The sequence below is a fragment of the Paenibacillus amylolyticus genome (assembly GCF_003719335.1).
Taxonomy (GTDB): Bacteria; Bacillota; Bacilli; order Paenibacillales; family Paenibacillaceae; genus Paenibacillus; species Paenibacillus amylolyticus_D.
This window is the reverse complement of the sequence record NZ_RIAS01000002.1, coordinates 393,296-409,640: the sequence shown is the minus strand read 5'-3', so window position 1 is coordinate 409,640 and position 16,345 is coordinate 393,296. Positions and strand designations below refer to the sequence as shown.

Annotated in this window: 16 protein-coding genes; 5 read left to right on the top strand and 11 right to left on the bottom strand. The window is 46.7% G+C overall.

Going from position 1 to position 16,345, the window contains the following annotated elements:
- Positions 1 to 38 precede the first annotated feature (38 nt).
- The 7 genes from EC604_RS05540 to EC604_RS05510 all read right to left on the bottom strand — a co-directional run bounded on the left by EC604_RS05540 (position 39) and on the right by EC604_RS05510 (position 6,242).
- Entirely contained in the window at positions 39 to 989 is a 951-nt protein-coding gene (locus EC604_RS05540; protein WP_240036670.1) for a hypothetical protein, read from the bottom strand.
- Between the two features lie 143 nt (positions 990 to 1,132).
- Positions 1,133 to 1,843: a VOC family protein gene (locus EC604_RS05535; RefSeq protein ID WP_123063175.1), complete on the bottom strand. Its 711-nt coding sequence runs from the start codon at positions 1,841 to 1,843 to the stop codon at positions 1,133 to 1,135.
- Entirely contained in the window at positions 1,840 to 2,298 is a 459-nt protein-coding gene (locus EC604_RS05530; RefSeq protein WP_123063174.1) for a VOC family protein, read from the bottom strand. The genes EC604_RS05535 and EC604_RS05530 overlap by 4 nt, the downstream gene beginning before the upstream one ends.
- An 82-nt stretch (positions 2,299 to 2,380) precedes the next feature.
- The gene (locus EC604_RS05525; protein WP_123063173.1) at positions 2,381 to 2,950 is read right to left on the bottom strand and encodes an NADPH-dependent FMN reductase; all 570 of its coding nucleotides are present in this window, start codon (positions 2,948 to 2,950) and stop codon (positions 2,381 to 2,383) included.
- A 211-nt stretch (positions 2,951 to 3,161) separates the two neighbouring features.
- Positions 3,162 to 3,971, bottom strand: a complete 810-nt coding sequence (locus EC604_RS30800; RefSeq protein ID WP_123063172.1) for a response regulator — start codon at positions 3,969 to 3,971, stop codon at positions 3,162 to 3,164.
- A gap of 19 nt (positions 3,972 to 3,990) precedes the next feature.
- Positions 3,991 to 5,664: a GAF domain-containing sensor histidine kinase gene (locus tag EC604_RS05515; RefSeq protein WP_123063171.1), complete on the bottom strand. Its 1,674-nt coding sequence runs from the start codon at positions 5,662 to 5,664 to the stop codon at positions 3,991 to 3,993.
- 95 nt (positions 5,665 to 5,759) lie between these two features.
- Positions 5,760 to 6,242, bottom strand: a complete 483-nt coding sequence (locus EC604_RS05510) for an ArpU family phage packaging/lysis transcriptional regulator (protein WP_123063418.1) — start codon at positions 6,240 to 6,242, stop codon at positions 5,760 to 5,762.
- A gap of 702 nt (positions 6,243 to 6,944) precedes the next feature.
- Here EC604_RS05510 and EC604_RS05505 point away from each other — a divergent pair.
- From EC604_RS05505 to EC604_RS05495, 3 genes are all read left to right on the top strand, one after another.
- Entirely contained in the window at positions 6,945 to 7,385 is a 441-nt protein-coding gene (locus EC604_RS05505; RefSeq protein ID WP_275670028.1) for a helix-turn-helix domain-containing protein, read from the top strand.
- 46 nt (positions 7,386 to 7,431) lie between these two features.
- Complete coding sequence (locus tag EC604_RS05500) at positions 7,432 to 7,848, top strand: ImmA/IrrE family metallo-endopeptidase (protein WP_123063170.1); 417 nt, start codon at positions 7,432 to 7,434, stop codon at positions 7,846 to 7,848.
- Between the two features lie 176 nt (positions 7,849 to 8,024).
- A complete protein-coding gene (locus tag EC604_RS05495) occupies positions 8,025 to 9,833 on the top strand; it encodes a 5'-nucleotidase C-terminal domain-containing protein (protein WP_123063169.1) in 1,809 nt (602 codons plus the stop codon).
- 500 nt (positions 9,834 to 10,333) lie between these two features.
- Here the strand turns inward: EC604_RS05495 and EC604_RS05490 are convergent, their stop codons facing one another.
- Entirely contained in the window at positions 10,334 to 12,070 is a 1,737-nt protein-coding gene (locus EC604_RS05490; protein WP_123063168.1) for a proline--tRNA ligase, read from the bottom strand.
- A gap of 549 nt (positions 12,071 to 12,619) precedes the next feature.
- On the opposite strand from EC604_RS05490, the gene EC604_RS05485 reads away from it, so the two are divergent.
- Entirely contained in the window at positions 12,620 to 13,294 is a 675-nt protein-coding gene (locus tag EC604_RS05485; protein WP_123063167.1) for a 3'-5' exonuclease, read from the top strand.
- 35 nt (positions 13,295 to 13,329) lie between these two features.
- On the opposite strand, the gene EC604_RS05480 is transcribed toward EC604_RS05485, so the two are convergent.
- The 3 genes from EC604_RS05480 to EC604_RS30115 all read right to left on the bottom strand — a co-directional run bounded on the left by EC604_RS05480 (position 13,330) and on the right by EC604_RS30115 (position 15,538).
- Positions 13,330 to 14,301 carry a helix-turn-helix transcriptional regulator gene (locus EC604_RS05480; RefSeq protein ID WP_123063166.1) on the bottom strand — a complete coding sequence of 324 codons (972 nt, stop codon included), beginning with the start codon at positions 14,299 to 14,301 and terminating at the stop codon, positions 13,330 to 13,332.
- Positions 14,302 to 14,458: 157 nt separating this feature from the next.
- Positions 14,459 to 15,163 carry a hypothetical protein gene (locus EC604_RS05475; RefSeq protein WP_123063165.1) on the bottom strand — a complete coding sequence of 235 codons (705 nt, stop codon included), beginning with the start codon at positions 15,161 to 15,163 and terminating at the stop codon, positions 14,459 to 14,461.
- Between the two features lie 207 nt (positions 15,164 to 15,370).
- The gene (locus EC604_RS30115; RefSeq protein ID WP_192895061.1) at positions 15,371 to 15,538 is read right to left on the bottom strand and encodes a hypothetical protein; all 168 of its coding nucleotides are present in this window, start codon (positions 15,536 to 15,538) and stop codon (positions 15,371 to 15,373) included.
- 333 nt (positions 15,539 to 15,871) lie between these two features.
- On the opposite strand from EC604_RS30115, the gene EC604_RS05470 reads away from it, so the two are divergent.
- Positions 15,872 to 16,327, top strand: a complete 456-nt coding sequence (locus EC604_RS05470; RefSeq protein ID WP_123063164.1) for a hypothetical protein — start codon at positions 15,872 to 15,874, stop codon at positions 16,325 to 16,327.
- Positions 16,328 to 16,345 lie beyond the last annotated feature (18 nt).

The window sequence follows — 16,345 nt, the reverse complement described above, 5'->3', positions numbered from 1 at the left end:
ATCGATTCCAATTATGGCATATTCACACTGATCCATGTTCACGCGATAATATAACGGAAATTTTCCCAAATTCCAGGCTCAGGCTCCTCATGTTTGGCATGGTGATAGAAGCTGAACGGAAATTTAAATATATGCCCGCCATACCAGTCACGGCAGCGCCGATCCTTCAACCAGTATTCCAATTCATGTGGCAGAGCGCGTGAACGCTCAGCTTGTGCTAGTGGTAGCACGTCCACAGGAGATTGCAGCGTGGCTGCCTCCGGCGTCAGATCGATATCACGGCTCAGGCGCAAGGCCTTGACCATTTTGAGAAAAGGCGGAACGCCTTTATAGAATAGAGCCTGATATCCCAGCTCATAAAGCATGTTCAGCGCATGACCGTAGGTAAGCATATGTCCAATCAGATCATGATGGGCTTCCGCTTGATAAATTGTACGAAACGCACCAAGTTCCTCCAGAATGAACTGAGACAACTGAATCGGATGCAGTATCTCAGGGAAATCGTCATTATCGTCCAGCTGCATATGGCGAATCTCTTTTACTGTTGTATTCACCCAGGATCTCCCTGGAATCGTACGTTCAAACGACTCGATTAATTGAGCAATCTGCTCAATCTCTTCTACGGTGCCCCATCCTTCCAGTTCACGAAGGGCTTTGAGGCTAATCGCACCATAGATCACTTGGTGTCCTACCCAGTGCAACTCGCCAATCGTGTGCTCCAGCGCGTCTGCAATACGCGCTTCGGCTTCTTCTAACGGCATGCGCTCACTTGGTGAAGCAGTATGACTGATATGTGTCCCATGCTGGCGAAGCATCGCTTTCGCTTCGGCGGTAACACTGCCAGCGGCGAGGGCTGTGAGGCGATTTTCCCTCACCCAAAAGTAAGCCGCAATAGCCCCTGCCCCATAATGGGCATGCCATAGGTCACCTGTGCGTTCCCGACTGGACGCAATAGTCGCTAGTCCCTCTTCCAACAAACGTCGATCCAAGTGTGTCATCCCCCTTCAAGTTACGGAAGCCTCGCTACAAGCCGGACTACTCCTGATCTCCATAAAATAAAGCGTTTACTTCTATAACATGATGGAGTTCAGATACTTATTCCCCTTTTCCCCTATATCTGATCTAAGAACTTTCAACCTGTCAGTCCAGTAGCAAAATATCCTGATGAATGGCTATAATCCCCCTCGAATCGAAGCGTACCCACTTGATGTATCGTTGCTTCTAGCGGGAAAATCTGAGCCTTTTGATTAGAGAAAAACCATACTCGTTCTTTCCTCACCACAATAAACAAACCGTTTCGATCACCTACAGGAGAAAACGTATCACTGCCTTCGCCCCAGCGGGGTAATCCCACTTTCTCCAATTCGTGCACTGTGGCTGGCACATCCTCCGAAACCAGCCCGATCTCACACACCTTCAAAATATTTTCCACCGAAAATGCACCCTCTTGCTCGTTATTTTCCTTATGATGAGCGATCAACTCCACGATATTTCCGGCCGGGTCTTCAAAATATAACGAATGTGAATCCCAATTGGTTGAGTAAGTCTGATCCCGCTCTCCATCTGTGCTTAGCGTTACCCGTGACGCTGCCCACTGCTTCGCTTGCTGAAACTGATTCCTCGGAATCATCCAGGCAAAATGATAAAACGGTTCAATGCCCTTTTTCTCTGTTTCGGTTGCAGAGTTCCACTGCTTGAATATCATTTTGGTGCTTCCAGCCTTCACAGTGAAGGCCTCCTCTACAGGATTAATCTCGGATACCTTCATGCCCAGCCTAACTCCATAGAAATGGTGCAGTTCCTCCAGCTTTACGGTATGAAACAATACTTGTTCAATGATCATATACTTCTCCCATGCAGCCTCTCCCATTCACTCCACGGCACCAAGCCAAGCTCAGGCTTCGCTTCGTCTGGCAGCACAGCGATGAATTCTAACGAGTGACCATCCGGGTCAGCAAAATAGACCGCAACCGCAGGCATCCAGGCAAAGACATATAATTCCCCAATATCATCATCCTGAAAATTACGGGTGGGGATGCCCTTGTTTTCCAGGTATTCAACGGCATGTTTCATATCTTCCAAAGATACGTGAAAAGCAAAGTGCTGACGTTGCACCTGTGCAGGTTCCTTCTCCCACAGCCCCAGCATGGCATGGCGCTCGCCGCCAATCCAGTAAAATAAGTATCCGTGTTCCGGCTGTGCATTAGCAAGAGGTAAGCCCAGTACCTTCTCGTAAAAATGATGTGATCTTTGAAGATCTGCAACATTCAGATGTGTTTCATATAAACCTTTAATCACGCTGTGTCCCCTCCTTCTATTTCGTTAAGATGATGAATTTATTAGACTGAAATGATGCCCCACTTGTCAGCCTTGGATTACTCTACAGTGCACTCCTTGCCGCCGTTAACGTCTGAGCCAGATTCAGAAAAGAGCCCAGTACACGCTGCACCCGTTCCTCAATATCCTGACTTCCTTCGTATTCCTCGTAGCCATCAAACGTCGCTTCAAATCGTCTGCGCTGTGCACCACCAATGGAAATCCATTCCGGAGCATTAATACCATGCAGATTACGTACCATGGTTTGCATTTGGGTAAGCGAGCTTACCCCAACTGCTCCTCCAGCAGAGCTGATCGATAAAACCGATTTACCACTGAAATGGGCCTGACTCAGATGATCAAGCGCATTTTTAAGCACACCGCTTATGCTACCGTGATACTCCGGTGTAGAAAGAATGATGGCATCCGCTGCAAGCATCGCGGTATTCAATGTTACCAGGTTCTCGTCGGTATCTTGCTTTTCATCTGGGGCATAGAACGGAAGTGGTTTTTCATACAGATTAAATAAGCTCGCTTCGTGTCCTTGTCTTTGAATGATCTCTGCGGCATATTCACCCAGACGTGTGCTTGTTGCATTTCTCCGGTTGCTGCCTGCCAATATCACAATATTCATTACATTCACTCTCCTGATCGCTGTTAGTATCTTCTTACCTGCTCTTGTCTCTCGGCTTTGGTTATCCTTATTTTACCTTGATGTAGCTCGGCATTCGTCAGCTAATGGACTTAACTTCAGCACAAAAAAACTCAACCTTTGGGTTGAGTTCATACGACTTTAGTCTGAATTTTGTCTGAATTTGGCGACTCCAGTGGTAGCCTGTAATTCATCACAGTTCCCAGCCATTTCGAACAGCATGCAGTGCTGCCTGAGTACGGTCTGCAACCCCTAGTTTATCCAGTAGATGACTGACATGTGTTTTGACTGTTTTCTCCGAAATCACGAGCCGTACGGCAATCTCTTTGTTGCTCAGCCCTTGAGCGATCAGCCCCAGCACTTCGCGTTCACGGCGAGTAAGTATATTTAGACCTTCATCGGACGGAGAACGCGATTGACTAGAACTCCATGAACGACTTGAAGGACTTGGTTCATTTAACTGACTCGTTTTACTCGATTGGCTTGGTTCGCTCGTTTGTTGATCCGTCTGATTCGAACGTTGTAAATATTTTTTTCCTGAGGTATTCCCTTCCTCTTGCGGTGCATCTGACAGCATATCCATCGACGCCATGACATGCATCAATTGACTTGCAGCCGCTGGATGTAATTCGACCTGACCGGAATGCACATTACGGATCGCAGCGGCTAAATCCTCAGGCTCGATATCTTTAAGCAGATACCCCTTCACACCTGCACGAACCGCAGGAACGACATGATCCTGATCCGAGAACGAAGTTAGCACGATAATCCGCGTATGTGGCAGCAGACTACGCAAACGCCTGGCTGTTTCGATGCCGTCCATGACAGGCATATGAAGATCCATCAGAATAACATCCGGCTCCAGCTCCTGTGCTTGCTCCAAGGCTTCCTGCCCGTTCGATGCTTCACCGATAACCTTCATATCTTCCTGCGTTTTCAGAAAAACATGTAGTCCCCGTCTGACCATGACATGATCGTCGGCAAGTAGAATTGTAATCGGCATCATTGCCTGCCTCCTGACTCTATTCCGCTTCATACGGAAGTGGTATAACTGCTGTCACGGTTGTCCCTTTACGCGAAGAACTCCTTATATTTAGTTTGCCTCCGAGTGATTGTGCGCGCTCTCTCATAATCGACAATCCGAGTGAATTTTCCGATGATGGCTTCCGCCGCTTGGCACCGCCCTTCCCCTGATCCGAGATGGTGAGTTTCGCTTCACGTTCACTGAATTCAAGCTGTACGCATGCCGAAGACACCCCTGCGTGCTTCCGAATATTGTTCAAAGCCTCCTGACCAATACGCCACAAACCTTCTTCGATATTACGCGGTATGGAGCGCATCCCCTTACGATCAGCGATAACTTGAAGCCCCTGTTTTGCCCCATACTCCTGAAGCGCGCTGACTAATCCGGCCTCCAAACCTGATGGACGAAGCTGCATAATCAATGCTCGCATCTCCTTGAGTGCTTCCTGAGACAAGGCTCGTATATCTCTCATCACTTCTGCTGCCGGATGCATCGGCTCCGTACCGGAGAGCATACTCTCTGCACCTTTCGCCGTCAACGATAGGGAGAACAAAATTTGATTCACCGAATCATGCAAATCCCGAGCAAGCCGATTCCGCTCTTCAAGCCTCGCCAGTTCGCGCCGATGATCTGCCAGCTTCAGGCTCTCCCGTGAAGCAATGATATGCTCTGCCAGAGCCTCAAGGACTTCCCTGTCTGCCCGAATCAGATCCAGGGATCGTGATTCAGTACCGATGATCAACACTCCCGGTTCCTCTGGCGCATGATATGGGAGAGGTACACCCACCCCCGAAGCAAATTCACCCCATTGAAATTCAAGGCTGAATTGGCCGAATATTTCAGCAAGTTCATCCGCGGATAGGATGGCTGCACGATAGTGATCCACGATCCGATCCATGAGGCGTGTCCCTTCCAAGGAAAGGGGATCTGCCGAGTCCGTCCATACCTCACCATGTGCATACATTGCCTGTATATGAAATGTGCTATTCGTTTGTTGTACAAGCGCAGCGAACGACCAATCAAAATGCTTGCCAAGCAGCCTTGCAACAGTATCCGGCAATGCATTCGGCTCACTGCATTCATTGACAGCAAGACTTAATGCTGTGCCGAAGTCCCCGAGCCGGGCATAGAGTTCTGCCCGTCGCTGCTCTGCACGATAAAATCGCATTCGCTCCATTGCACTGCCAATCTGATAGGCTACCGCCTGCAAAAGTGCGAGTTCACTATCGCTGAAAACCTCTTTGCCTGGCGCTGCTACATTGAGCAGTCCCAACATTCGATCACCCGAACGCAGTGGAACTGTCGCGTGGTGTGTAATATCCTGCGTATCTCCCCACTTAAACTCCACAGCATCTTCAAGACGTTTGCAGTTAATGATATTGATCGCATGTTGCAGCCCTCCATCCCTAAAACGGTTGATACACCAGCACGTTCCCATCCGCATGGGCTCTTTATCGTTTCGAATTAAAGCTGGCGGCAAGTTATAGTCTGATACACAGGCATACTCTCCGCGTTCATCGATAAGAAAAAGCCATCCCGCCGTGAGTCCGGTTAGCTCAAGTAATTTGCCAACAACCGTATCCAGCATCAGACTAAGGTCATTGGAGGTATTTAACGTTTCCGCAATGGTTTTAAGCGTCACCATTTCCTGCATTCCAGCCTCTTCCGGCATGGACACTCCCCCTCAGATGCTCCGTCAGTGATTTTGTCCAAACCATTGTAACCAATCCTTCGTGGATATGAAAGCTTCAACTTTTTGCCTAATACTCAGCCAAGCTTCTTCCGTTCTTTTCTTGTGCATGACAGTGGTTCCATATTCATCAGCCCACGGTCGGACAAAGCCAGCGCCAATTTGTAAAAAGCACGGGTGCGAATCTTGGTGTAGGTATCCTTGCTCACAGGCGGATCAAAAACATGGTTGTATATTTTATAATCAAAAACATCATCGTCCTTCATATATCGCTCCTGTACCAATACTCGTTCCTTCTCGCTAAGCCGAGATACGATATGATCGATGGTATCGCAGTAAGCCTGACGCGCACGCTGGACATCCACATTATAGATCGCTGTTCTTGCGGTAGAATCCCCCGTGACATTGGTAGCTCCATGCAAACGTTCCGTATAACTTGCGGTCACTTGCACCTCACGTTCTTCAAAAGCAATCGTTTTATAAATCCGATACTTCTCCAATACAGCCTCCACAGCTGCCTGCGTTTTACGACGATCCAATTCCGGTAACATCAATTCCATATTTGCCATCGTTGCCATAGTCATTCTCCTCCTCAAGTTGATTCCCTCTATATTTCATTCCATTTTGACAACCCATACTGATACTTAGACTAATCCTCATCCCCATCTTCTAGCGAAGACAGTCTCTCATATAGAGTTGTTCCGATTCTTCAAAACGTAACGTTTTTTGATTTTTTTCTTACGTTGCCTTTTGGAAACGAGTTCCTGTTTACACCATGTTCGCATTTTGTTCGTATTTCTATTAGAGGATACCACTTTCTGGAGAATGGAGTAAACCTTCATTTCGGGTCATTTAGACGATAAAATAAAACCTTCGCTCTCATTTTCTATACCTTTTGGCATAATTGTTTCATATCTCTTTACCTAATGGTATATATACGATATAGTACAGATAATTACTGAACTCGTATAAGTCATTTGTTTTTTATAAAGAAGTCCATGGCTCTGGGAATGACTCCACGTTAGCAGGCGCACAGACGTAGTGCAGGAGGCGGAATCAATTCTGGAGAAGCGGAGCGTTCGCCTTTATCACCGGATTTCTCCCTTTAAAGGAGAACATGACAGAAAATCCGGGGATAACAGCGATCGAAAGAATGATCCGCATCCGGAACGGGCAAGTTTGCAGAACGTCACATGAGCAGAACGAACGGACTTCTTTATAATCACAAACACTTATGACGAGTCGAAGGAGATGCATGAGTTGTGGAGCACGCTTTTGGTCCTTATATGAAACAGTTGCGAGAGCAACAGGGATTCAGCATCAATCAGCTCGCTGAAGCGGCTGGAATAAGCAATTCACAGATTTCACGGATTGAAAATGGTGTACGCGGGGTGCCTAAACCAGCAACCATCCGAAAGATTGCCAACGCACTCGCCGTACCTTACTCAGACATGATGAAACAGGCAGGTTATATTGAAACAGGACTTGAGGCAAACCATCAGGAAGTGCCGGAATGGGCAACTTACAAGGATCGCCGGGACTTTAAAAAGATGCTGGAGGATGACGACGATTTGATGTTCGACGGTATTCCGCTGGATGAAGAGGACAAGAAACGGATCAAAGACGTGCTGACCGGTTTGTTCTGGGAAGCCAAACAGATGAATAAACGGAAAAAGTCAGGCGAATCGGATCAACGCCCATGAGAACAGGACACGAGTTCAAACTTATTGAAACTGCAGGTGAGATCATATGGATGACATCGTAACCGAGCTGATTCGCAAACACCGAACCAACTGTCCGTTCAGCATTGCCCGTGCTGTAGGAATACAGATTCGTTTTACGAATCTGGGCAAATCCACGAAAGGGCTGTATTTCCGCAAACTTCGTCGCAGATTTATTGTGATACACAACGACTTGCCCCCCGAATGGCAGCGCTTTGTATGCGCGCATGAATTGGGGCATGACAGACTGCACAAAGGAATTAATCGTTTCTTCCTGGAGGAGCATTCCTATTTCGCTCCAGGCAAACTGGAGAGACAAGCCAATCTTTTTGCCATTCAACTATTGACGGCCGGAATCACACCGGAACCGGATGAATCTCTTGAGAAATTTTGCTTACGTACCGGACTGCCGCGTGAAGCGCAGCATTTTTTTTACAGCATTTAAGAACATATGTTCTTTTAAGTGTAGTGTTGAACCTGCTTTACAGGCAAAATCAGATGTAACTTTCAGGTTACTTATTTTTACGCAAATCACGAGATTTACTCATCATAGTCTGTTAAAATACTACATGAGCTGTATAAACGCTCTAATAGATTACTATTTTGGGAGGTTTCGGATTCATGAAAAACTGGAAAAACGTTGTTTCACTTCTGCTAACGGTTTGTTTACTGTTTGGCAGTGTAGGCATTGCGGCGGCAGCAACGGATTCTGCTCCAGGCACAGGTAAGCACATCACTATCCTACATACCAATGACATGCATGCCCGTGCAGTTGAACAGTCACCTGCTATGGGATTTGCAAAAGTCGCAGGCATCGTTGACAAATATCGCAGCGAAAATCCAAACACCCTCTTGCTGGATGCAGGCGATGCGGTACACGGTACCACATTTGCTACGCTTGTCAGAGGCGAGAGCATTGCCCAGGTCATGAACGAAATAGGCTATCAGGCGATGGTACCTGGTAACCATGAATTTAACTATGGCTCGGAACGTCTGATGGAGCTGGCGAAGATGATGAAATTCCCTATGCTCAGTGCAAACGTAAAGAAAAAAGACGGAACTCGTATCTTCGAACCTTACCTTATCAAAGAAGTTGATGGTGTGAAGATCGGGATTATCGCCTTGACTACACCAGAAACCATGTACAAAACGAACCCGAAAAACGTAGAAGGTCTGCAAATCACAGACCCTTCTGCCGAAGCTAAAGTTCTCGTGAATGAAATTCGTAGCAAAGTCGATGTTGTCGTTGTTCTTGGACACCTTGGACAAGATGTTTCCAGTACCGATACAAGCTTCAAAGTCGTTAAAGAGGTGCCAGGCATTGATGTGTTCATCGATGGACATAGCCATACCGTATTGAAAAACGGACTTGTATCTGATCATGGAACTTTGATTGCAAGTGCAGGTGAATATACGAATTATGTAGGTGTCATTGACCTGTGGGTAGACGGCGGCAAAGTTTCGAAGAAAACAGCAACATTAATGGATGAAACCGGGGCCAAAGACATTAAACCAAACGAGAACGTTGCCGCGCTCGTAAGTTCCATTCAGAAAAAACAAGAACCGATTCTGAAAGAAGAAGTAGCAAATACTGCCGTTCTGCTCGACGGCAAACGTGAGCAAGTACGCACTGGCGAGACCAATCTGGGTGACCTGCTGGCTGATGCAATCCGTGATGTCAGCAAAGCCGATATCGCATTGACTAACGGCGGAGGCATTCGTTCTTCTATCGAAAAAGGCATCGTAACTAAAGGCGATGTCATTACCGTTCTTCCCTTTGGCAACCAAGTTGTGACCCTTAATGTAAAAGGCTCTGATGTACTCGCAGCCCTGGAGAACGGTGTAGGCTCCTACCCGGAACCAAGCGGTGGATTCCCGCAAGTATCTGGGATCACATTCAAAATCGATGCCGCTGCTGCAAAAGGCAGCCGTGTTCATTCCGTAATGGTCGGCGATAAAGCTCTTGATCCAGCAGCGACCTACACACTTGCAACCAATGACTTCACAGCAGTCGGCGGTGATGAGTACACGATGTTCGCCAAGTATCCAACAACCGGTATGTACGGTGCACTGGATGAGGCGTTGATCAACTACATGCAAAAGCTCGGCGCAGTCGATATTAAAACCGACGGCCGTATCAGCGAAGGCAAGAAAGCTGCTGTAGAACCAGAAGCACCGGGTACTGAGGCTCCGGCCCCTGTGCCAGCACCAACACCAACCAAGCCTCAACCGGAGAAACCGGTCAAACCAGCACCAGGGAAACCAGCTCCAGCCCCTGCTAAATTGCATATTGTAAAATCAGGCGAGTCTCTGTACTCGATCTCCAAACAATACGATACAACATGGCAGACCCTGCAAAAACTCAACAAAATTAAAAAACCACACTGGATTTATCCAGGTCAAACACTGAAATTGCCTGCTGCCTCTTAATCTGCAGCCATTTCAAATAAACGACAAAAGGGAGCCCTTGCCCAGATCACAGGCTAAGGACTCCTTTTCGTTTTCTTTTTCAAAAATAAATCCCTTGCATGCCACTTTCGACTTCAAAGTCGATGTCTACCCCCTGCTGAACTAGAACATATTTGCCTGTAACATCCGTACTTATGCGATTTACAGCATGGTTGAAGTACAATCACGCTTACGTTAGTTTTGCACACTTATACCCGTATCACTGCGATTAGCCAAGCTTACCGCAGCTTTATGAGCAAAAGCGAAATTAACCTAATCTTTATTTTCCAGCTGTAGTCACTTGGTATGATTATTTTCTGTAATTAGACTTTCTTTCTACTTCTAGAGTCCCGTTTTCCAAGGAACCTCTGGCTTATTCAGCTAAAAATAAAGATCGACATAATATTCAGTCCTATTATATAGGCAAATGTTATCTATCATAAACTACTGTGTTTTCTTCGCTTCTTATGCTACACCCTCGCTTAATCTCGGCGAATTTGCTCCTTCACGTAATTTACAGCTTCCTGTGCCTTCATACTGATTCGTTTCGTTTCGCCTGAAACAGCAAGCATATGGGCACCCAGTTCCACTTGTGCTTCGGCTGCTCCTCTGCCTACAACAATGTGTACAGGCAGTCCGATTAACTCGGCATCCTTGAATTTTACACCCGGGCGTTCATCCCGATCATCGACGAGCACACGAAATCCACAATCCATTAGCTGTTGCTCCAACTCAAGCGTTAGCTTCTGTTGATGCTCGTCTTTCCAGCTTACCGGGATGAGATGCACATCATAAGGCGCTACAGATACAGGCCACTGGATACCCTCTTCCGTCGCGTACTGTTCAGCAATAGCTGCCATTAAACGAGATACCCCGATACCGTAACATCCCATTACAGGTGCACATTGGCGGCCATTACGATCCAGGAAAGAAGCTCCCATGGCATCGCTGTACTTTGTACCCAGCTTGAATATATGCCCTACTTCAATACCTTTGGTGAACACAAGTGGTTCGCCACATGATACGCAACAATCCCCTTCAGCGGCAAAGCGGATACGCTCAACTTGATCCAGCGGAAAATCCACGCCTGGACGAACACCTGATAGATGCATGCCAGCCTCATTTGCTCCGGTCACTGCATGTTTCATGGTGGCCACATCAGCGTCTACCACCATACGCAGTCCAAGCCCTACAGGTCCAAGATAACCGACGGTGAGATTAGAATGCGCGGCGATAGTTGCATCGTCAGCCAGCTCCAGTTCCTCGCAGCCAAGCACCTGTTTCAAGGCAATATCGTTGAGTTCATGATCTCCACGGACAATTGCAGCGACAAGCTGACCATCCGCCAGATAAAGCAATGTTTTGACCATCTCTTCTGCATTCTTGCCAAGGAAAGAGCATAATTCTGCGATCGTACGAACACCTGGTGTCTCAACCCGTAACACTTCTGTGTGCTCATTAACTTTTGGTTTATTAGTAAGGATAGCAGGTGCTGCGGATTGAAACGCCGCCTTCTCCAGATTTGCAGCATAACCACATGTTTTACACGTCACAATGGTATCCTCTCCTACATCAGCCAAAGCCATGAACTCATGTGTTTCGCCTTGTCCACCAATAGTTCCCGCATCTGCCTCAACCCGAAGGAAATCCAAACCACAGCGTTCCAGAATACGGCAATATGCTGTATTCATTACCTGATAGGTTCGATCCAGTTCCTCCCAATCCGATGCAAATGAATAGGCATCCTTCATGATAAATTCTCGGCCACGCAACAAGCCAAAACGCGGACGGCGCTCATCCCGGAACTTGGTTCCGATCTGATACAAGGTAAAGGGCAGCTTACGGTAAGAGTTGACTTCGTCACGAGCTAATGCTGTAACGACCTCCTCATGAGTCGGTCCAAGCGCAAACTCTCTCATGTGCCGGTCCTTCAGACGCATTAACTCTGGACCATATTGCGTGTATCTGCCGGATTCTTCCCACAACTCTGCTGGTTGCATAATTGGCAACAGTACTTCCTGGCACCCGGCACGATCCATCTCTTCCCGGACGATTTGCTCGACGTTCAGAAGCACACGTCGCCCGAGTGGTAAATAACTGTATATTCCCGCGGCCACTTGACGAATCATACCCGAGCGCAGTAGCAGGCGGTGCCCTGTTGCATCAGCTTCCGCTGGTGCTTCACGTAATGTTGGAACAAGCATTTCACTTTGACGCATCTTGAATACACTCCTTGTTTATCAGATGGGTAAGCACTACGCACATGAAGTCTTGAACAGCAAAAAGACGCATTCGTCAGGGACGAATGCGTCGTGGTACCACCCTTATTTAACTGTATTCAGTCGTTTCATGTCTCTTGCTGCTAACATACAGTCCTTTGGGGCGTAACGGACCCTTCCGGCAAAGGTTGCAGCCTGTTATGAGACAGACATTCCCCTTTGCAGCTAACGAGGTAGGAATTGCGCAGCAGCAACAGGAATGTTACAGCAATCCATTCCCTCTCTGTTGAAGCGAGCCTACGTAATTATGTCCTCGATAAACGCTATTTTTCATTTTTGATCACATTAGAACATTTACACGAACTTGTCAATAAATACAATTAAACGAATGGGTCACTCGAAACCATTATGCCAAGATCCTTCAGGCGAAATTCATAACAATGGCTGACACGGCCCCAGGTTCACTGTAGAATAGAGATTAACATTTCACGGATCTAACATACAGATCCATGAATGGAAATTTGTATCCTTCATAAAGGAGTTTATCTTATGCCCTATATTATATATGATCTTGAATTTACAGTAAGCCGCAATACACGCTACTCCTCTGAAATTATTGATATCGGTGCCGTCAAAGTGAGCCAGAACCCGGATACAGGTCTTACAGTCACCGACACCTTTCATACGTATGTTCGTCCATCTAACAAATCCGTCTTGTCCACCGACACCGTTCAGTTCACAGGAATCACACAGAAGGATATCGATGCAGCCCCGCTTTTCCCGGCAGCACTGAGTCAGTTCATCGATTGGATGGGCAATGAGCCTTATTATATGTGCTCTTGGGGACCAGATGACCGCAACAAACTCATCTCCCATTGCCGAACACATCAGCTGGACGTGGCCTGGATTACTAATCATAATGATTTACAGCAGCAATGGTCGCGGGCCATGCACAAAGAAGGAAAGTTCCGGCAACTCGGGCTTGCCCAGGCTCTTGAACTTTGCGGAATTGAGTTTGACGGTACACAGCACCGTGCTTTGGATGATGCCATTAATACTGCTAAAGTGTTTATGCACCAGTTCGACAAGTTCAAACTGGAAAGTAACTGCGCAGCGGATGATGAAGGCGTTGCTTCCAAAGTGGTTTACTCCAGTGCTGTGGATGATGAGGAAAAGGAATCACCGTTTGGCAATCTTGCCAATCTCTTTAAAGCCAAGGAGTAAGACGACTTCCAGACGTTAAACCTGTAATCTGAAGTTTATTTTGAATTGTACACTTGCCGCCAGCGCTCCAAATGTTCTTGCATCAGCGTACGACAATGTTCCGGTTCCAAGATTTCAGCCTCTGGTCCGTATCTGGATATCCACACGAAAAATCCCTCAGCATCACTCACTACAGTTTCAAACAATAGGGTACCTTCAGGTTCTCTGGTCAGAACGGGGCGTACAAAAAAGCGTTCCTGCATCACGCGGTCCACAACTAGGGAAGAAAATCGGATTTTAACCACGGTCTCTTCTGTACTTCCTCTCGAGATCCAGGCAGTACGGAAATAAGACTGGATTAAATAATCATTTTTGCGGAAGGTACGTGGAATGATTCGTAAATCGTGCAACCGGTTAACCTGAAACGTTCTCATGCTCTCGGAGAGATGGCAATAAGCTAACAGATCAAATTGATATTCCCGAGGAATCAGGCAATATGGATCAAAGCGAATCATCTCCATTTCTCCCTGAGACTGATACTTCCCTTCCATGCTGTTTTGTGAAATCCCTGCTTGAAGCAACAAAAGGAGCGAATCACTCGGTTCATCTCCGTCATTGTTTTGCCAGACGATTCCTCCCTCTTTGAACATTCCTCTGATCTGCTCAGCCCATTCCACTCGCTCGGTTTTATTCTTCTGACTTGAAGCTACCACTTTTTCGTAGGCACTCTCAAAGGCAGGCTTTAGCAGCGGACGAATATCTTCCATAACGTCTGCAAGCTGTATGAAAGCCTGAGCTTCCTCGTCAGACCAATTAAGCGGATACATGGCAAAATGGCTGATAAACATGTACCCTCTTCCGTGTCCCATATTGGCAATCGGAATATGCATTGCACTGAGGGCCTCCATGTCACGGTATATCGTCCTTTCCGTTGTCTCGCACCGCTCCGCAAGCTCCCGAGCCAGAATACCTGGCTTGGCTTGTACCAGCGTGATAATGCGCATTAATCGGATTAGTCGGTCTGTCATTTGGCCAGGCCCTCCATGATGTTGTTTCAAATAGTGTGATACAGCTCCATCCTCAACCGATATAGTATGGATATATACATTCGACTTGTTGTTTAACTTCACCTTCAAAACTTATGTAAACTGGTTCTCTCTGTACGGTTACCACTTGATTACGTTATCATTCACCTAACATTGCTCTTTGAGGATTATGGTGACCTGTTGTAAACGTGATTCCATAATGATAACGAAGCTTCTCGACAATCTCGGCTTCTGTAAAATAATCCATGTCCTGTTTGCGTGCAGCTTCGATAAGCAGTGCATCGGCATGACGGCGCAGCATCTCGCTCCCTTCCTCGATGCGGCCTCGTTCGTAAGCACGTAGAGCCTGCTTGAGTAATGGTACGGTTTCATTCAATTTAATCGTTTTCTCTACTTTCGGGTCTTCAGGCTGCCTTAGCATCCCCAGGTGACTTGTATACTGAATATAGAGTTGCTCCCGACGTAGAAGCACACGCTGACTTTGCTTTAACTTCCGAGTACTCCAATAGGCAGAACATATCGCTGCTTTTCCTGAGAGATGCGGTCCTACGGCAAATTCCAGCAGAATCTGTTTGCTTTCTCCCTTGAGTACATCGCCAAGTCGCAGTACCCAGCCAATATCCGTTTCTTTGGATCGGCATCCATAGATGCCTTTAAGCTGGACACCAAATTCCGGTTTGAGCAAAAGCTCTAAATCTCTCGACATAATTTTGGGTGCTATTTTCCTAAGTCTTTTGGCAGGGGCTCCGTAACGCCACTCTACCATCATATATACGGGATCGGCTCCCCCTGTCGGTATGGCCTCTTTATTCCACGAATAAGATACTTCAAAGACTGAGTTCACTGGTAGTCTCTCCCCCGATTTATGTGTATTATCTTCTAAGTTAGCAGGGTGAATGGACACTATATTGTCACGGAACATATGTTCCCATTACTTTTTTCCATTATATTAGTTTTATTCCCCTTGATCCGCCTAGAAGCGACAATAAACGACGAAAAAGCTTGGCTAATAGCCAAGCTTTTCACACCTTTCTCTATGACAAGTCCCAACTTAAACAGCTGGATGATTATGCTCCATTTTGTGCATATACTGCGCATTATCCGTTTCAGCAACCGGTGCATAAGTTACACTGTCAATAATCAGTTTGCGTCCGACTGGCTCACCATTTAAAGTAATCATGATCGTTTTCGTTGACGTGCTCTGGTTTGATACGTACATATTATTCTACTCCTTCATTATTTGCGATCTTATTCAAAATCGAAATATATTAATTTTAAGCATTACATTGCATATTTGTGAACAGGATATACCCGGAACGGGAGTAAATCTTTGTGTTTGCTCTGTCCGGGGTACTGCTATTCTTGTATTACCCGCTGATTTTTAAATTAAAACATTTGCTTTTACCAATTCTTCGCGAGACATTCGGGTAATAAAACGTAATCCTCTTGAACCCAACACCAGGTTTTTGACGTATAATGAAAGAGCGAGGATTCAACAAATGACGACGAAATCAGCTCTGAATCGATCTTACCGAAGAGAGAGGTGTCATTCATGCCAAAATCCATTCAGGGATATTTCATTCGGGTGTTTGTCTCCACATGCATTCTATTTACAGTCATACTCGGTTCTACTGCAAATGCAGCGAGTGCGAATATATTCTCGGATATTTATAACGGTTGGGAGCGTGTGTCGGAACTACCCGGGGAAGTGAACGCATTACAGGAGAGTTACAAGCAAACACTGGAGCAACTAAACCAAACCTCCGCCCAGCTCGGACAAGCCCAGGCGAATGTGGAAGCATTCAAAGCACAAAATGATCAACTCCTGGCTCAGAACCAGAAGCTGACCGAAATGGTCAGCAAACTTCAAACTGAACAGGATGCCAGAACAGCCACCGCACAGCGAATTCAAACCATGGTGATCACCATTGTTGCTCTCATATTGGGTTACTTCCTTCTGATTCGCGTGATGCGCTGGGGAATGCGTCGCCGATCTGGCCGACTATAAAAGAACAGGAGTTACTGC

Bases quoted from the DNA above. Each gene is read 5' to 3' on its own strand.
- EC604_RS30115 (WP_192895061.1), bottom strand. From the start codon at position 15,538: ATGTACGTATCAAACCAGAGCACGTCAACGAAAACGATCATGATTACT.
- EC604_RS05470 (WP_123063164.1), top strand. From the start codon at position 15,872: ATGCCAAAATCCATTCAGGGATATTTCATTCGGGTGTTTGTCTCCACA.
- EC604_RS05510 (WP_123063418.1), bottom strand. From the start codon at position 6,242: ATGGAATTGATGTTACCGGAATTGGATCGTCGTAAAACGCAGGCAGCT.
- EC604_RS05490 (WP_123063168.1), bottom strand. From the start codon at position 12,070: ATGCGTCAAAGTGAAATGCTTGTTCCAACATTACGTGAAGCACCAGCG.
- EC604_RS05485 (WP_123063167.1), top strand. From the start codon at position 12,620: ATGCCCTATATTATATATGATCTTGAATTTACAGTAAGCCGCAATACA.
- EC604_RS05515 (WP_123063171.1), bottom strand. From the start codon at position 5,664: ATGCCGGAAGAGGCTGGAATGCAGGAAATGGTGACGCTTAAAACCATT.
- EC604_RS05495 (WP_123063169.1), top strand. From the start codon at position 8,025: ATGAAAAACTGGAAAAACGTTGTTTCACTTCTGCTAACGGTTTGTTTA.
- EC604_RS05500 (WP_123063170.1), top strand. From the start codon at position 7,432: ATGGATGACATCGTAACCGAGCTGATTCGCAAACACCGAACCAACTGT.
- EC604_RS05480 (WP_123063166.1), bottom strand. From the start codon at position 14,301: ATGACAGACCGACTAATCCGATTAATGCGCATTATCACGCTGGTACAA.
- EC604_RS05525 (WP_123063173.1), bottom strand. From the start codon at position 2,950: ATGAATATTGTGATATTGGCAGGCAGCAACCGGAGAAATGCAACAAGC.
- EC604_RS05535 (WP_123063175.1), bottom strand. From the start codon at position 1,843: ATGATCATTGAACAAGTATTGTTTCATACCGTAAAGCTGGAGGAACTG.
- EC604_RS30800 (WP_123063172.1), bottom strand. From the start codon at position 3,971: ATGCCGATTACAATTCTACTTGCCGACGATCATGTCATGGTCAGACGG.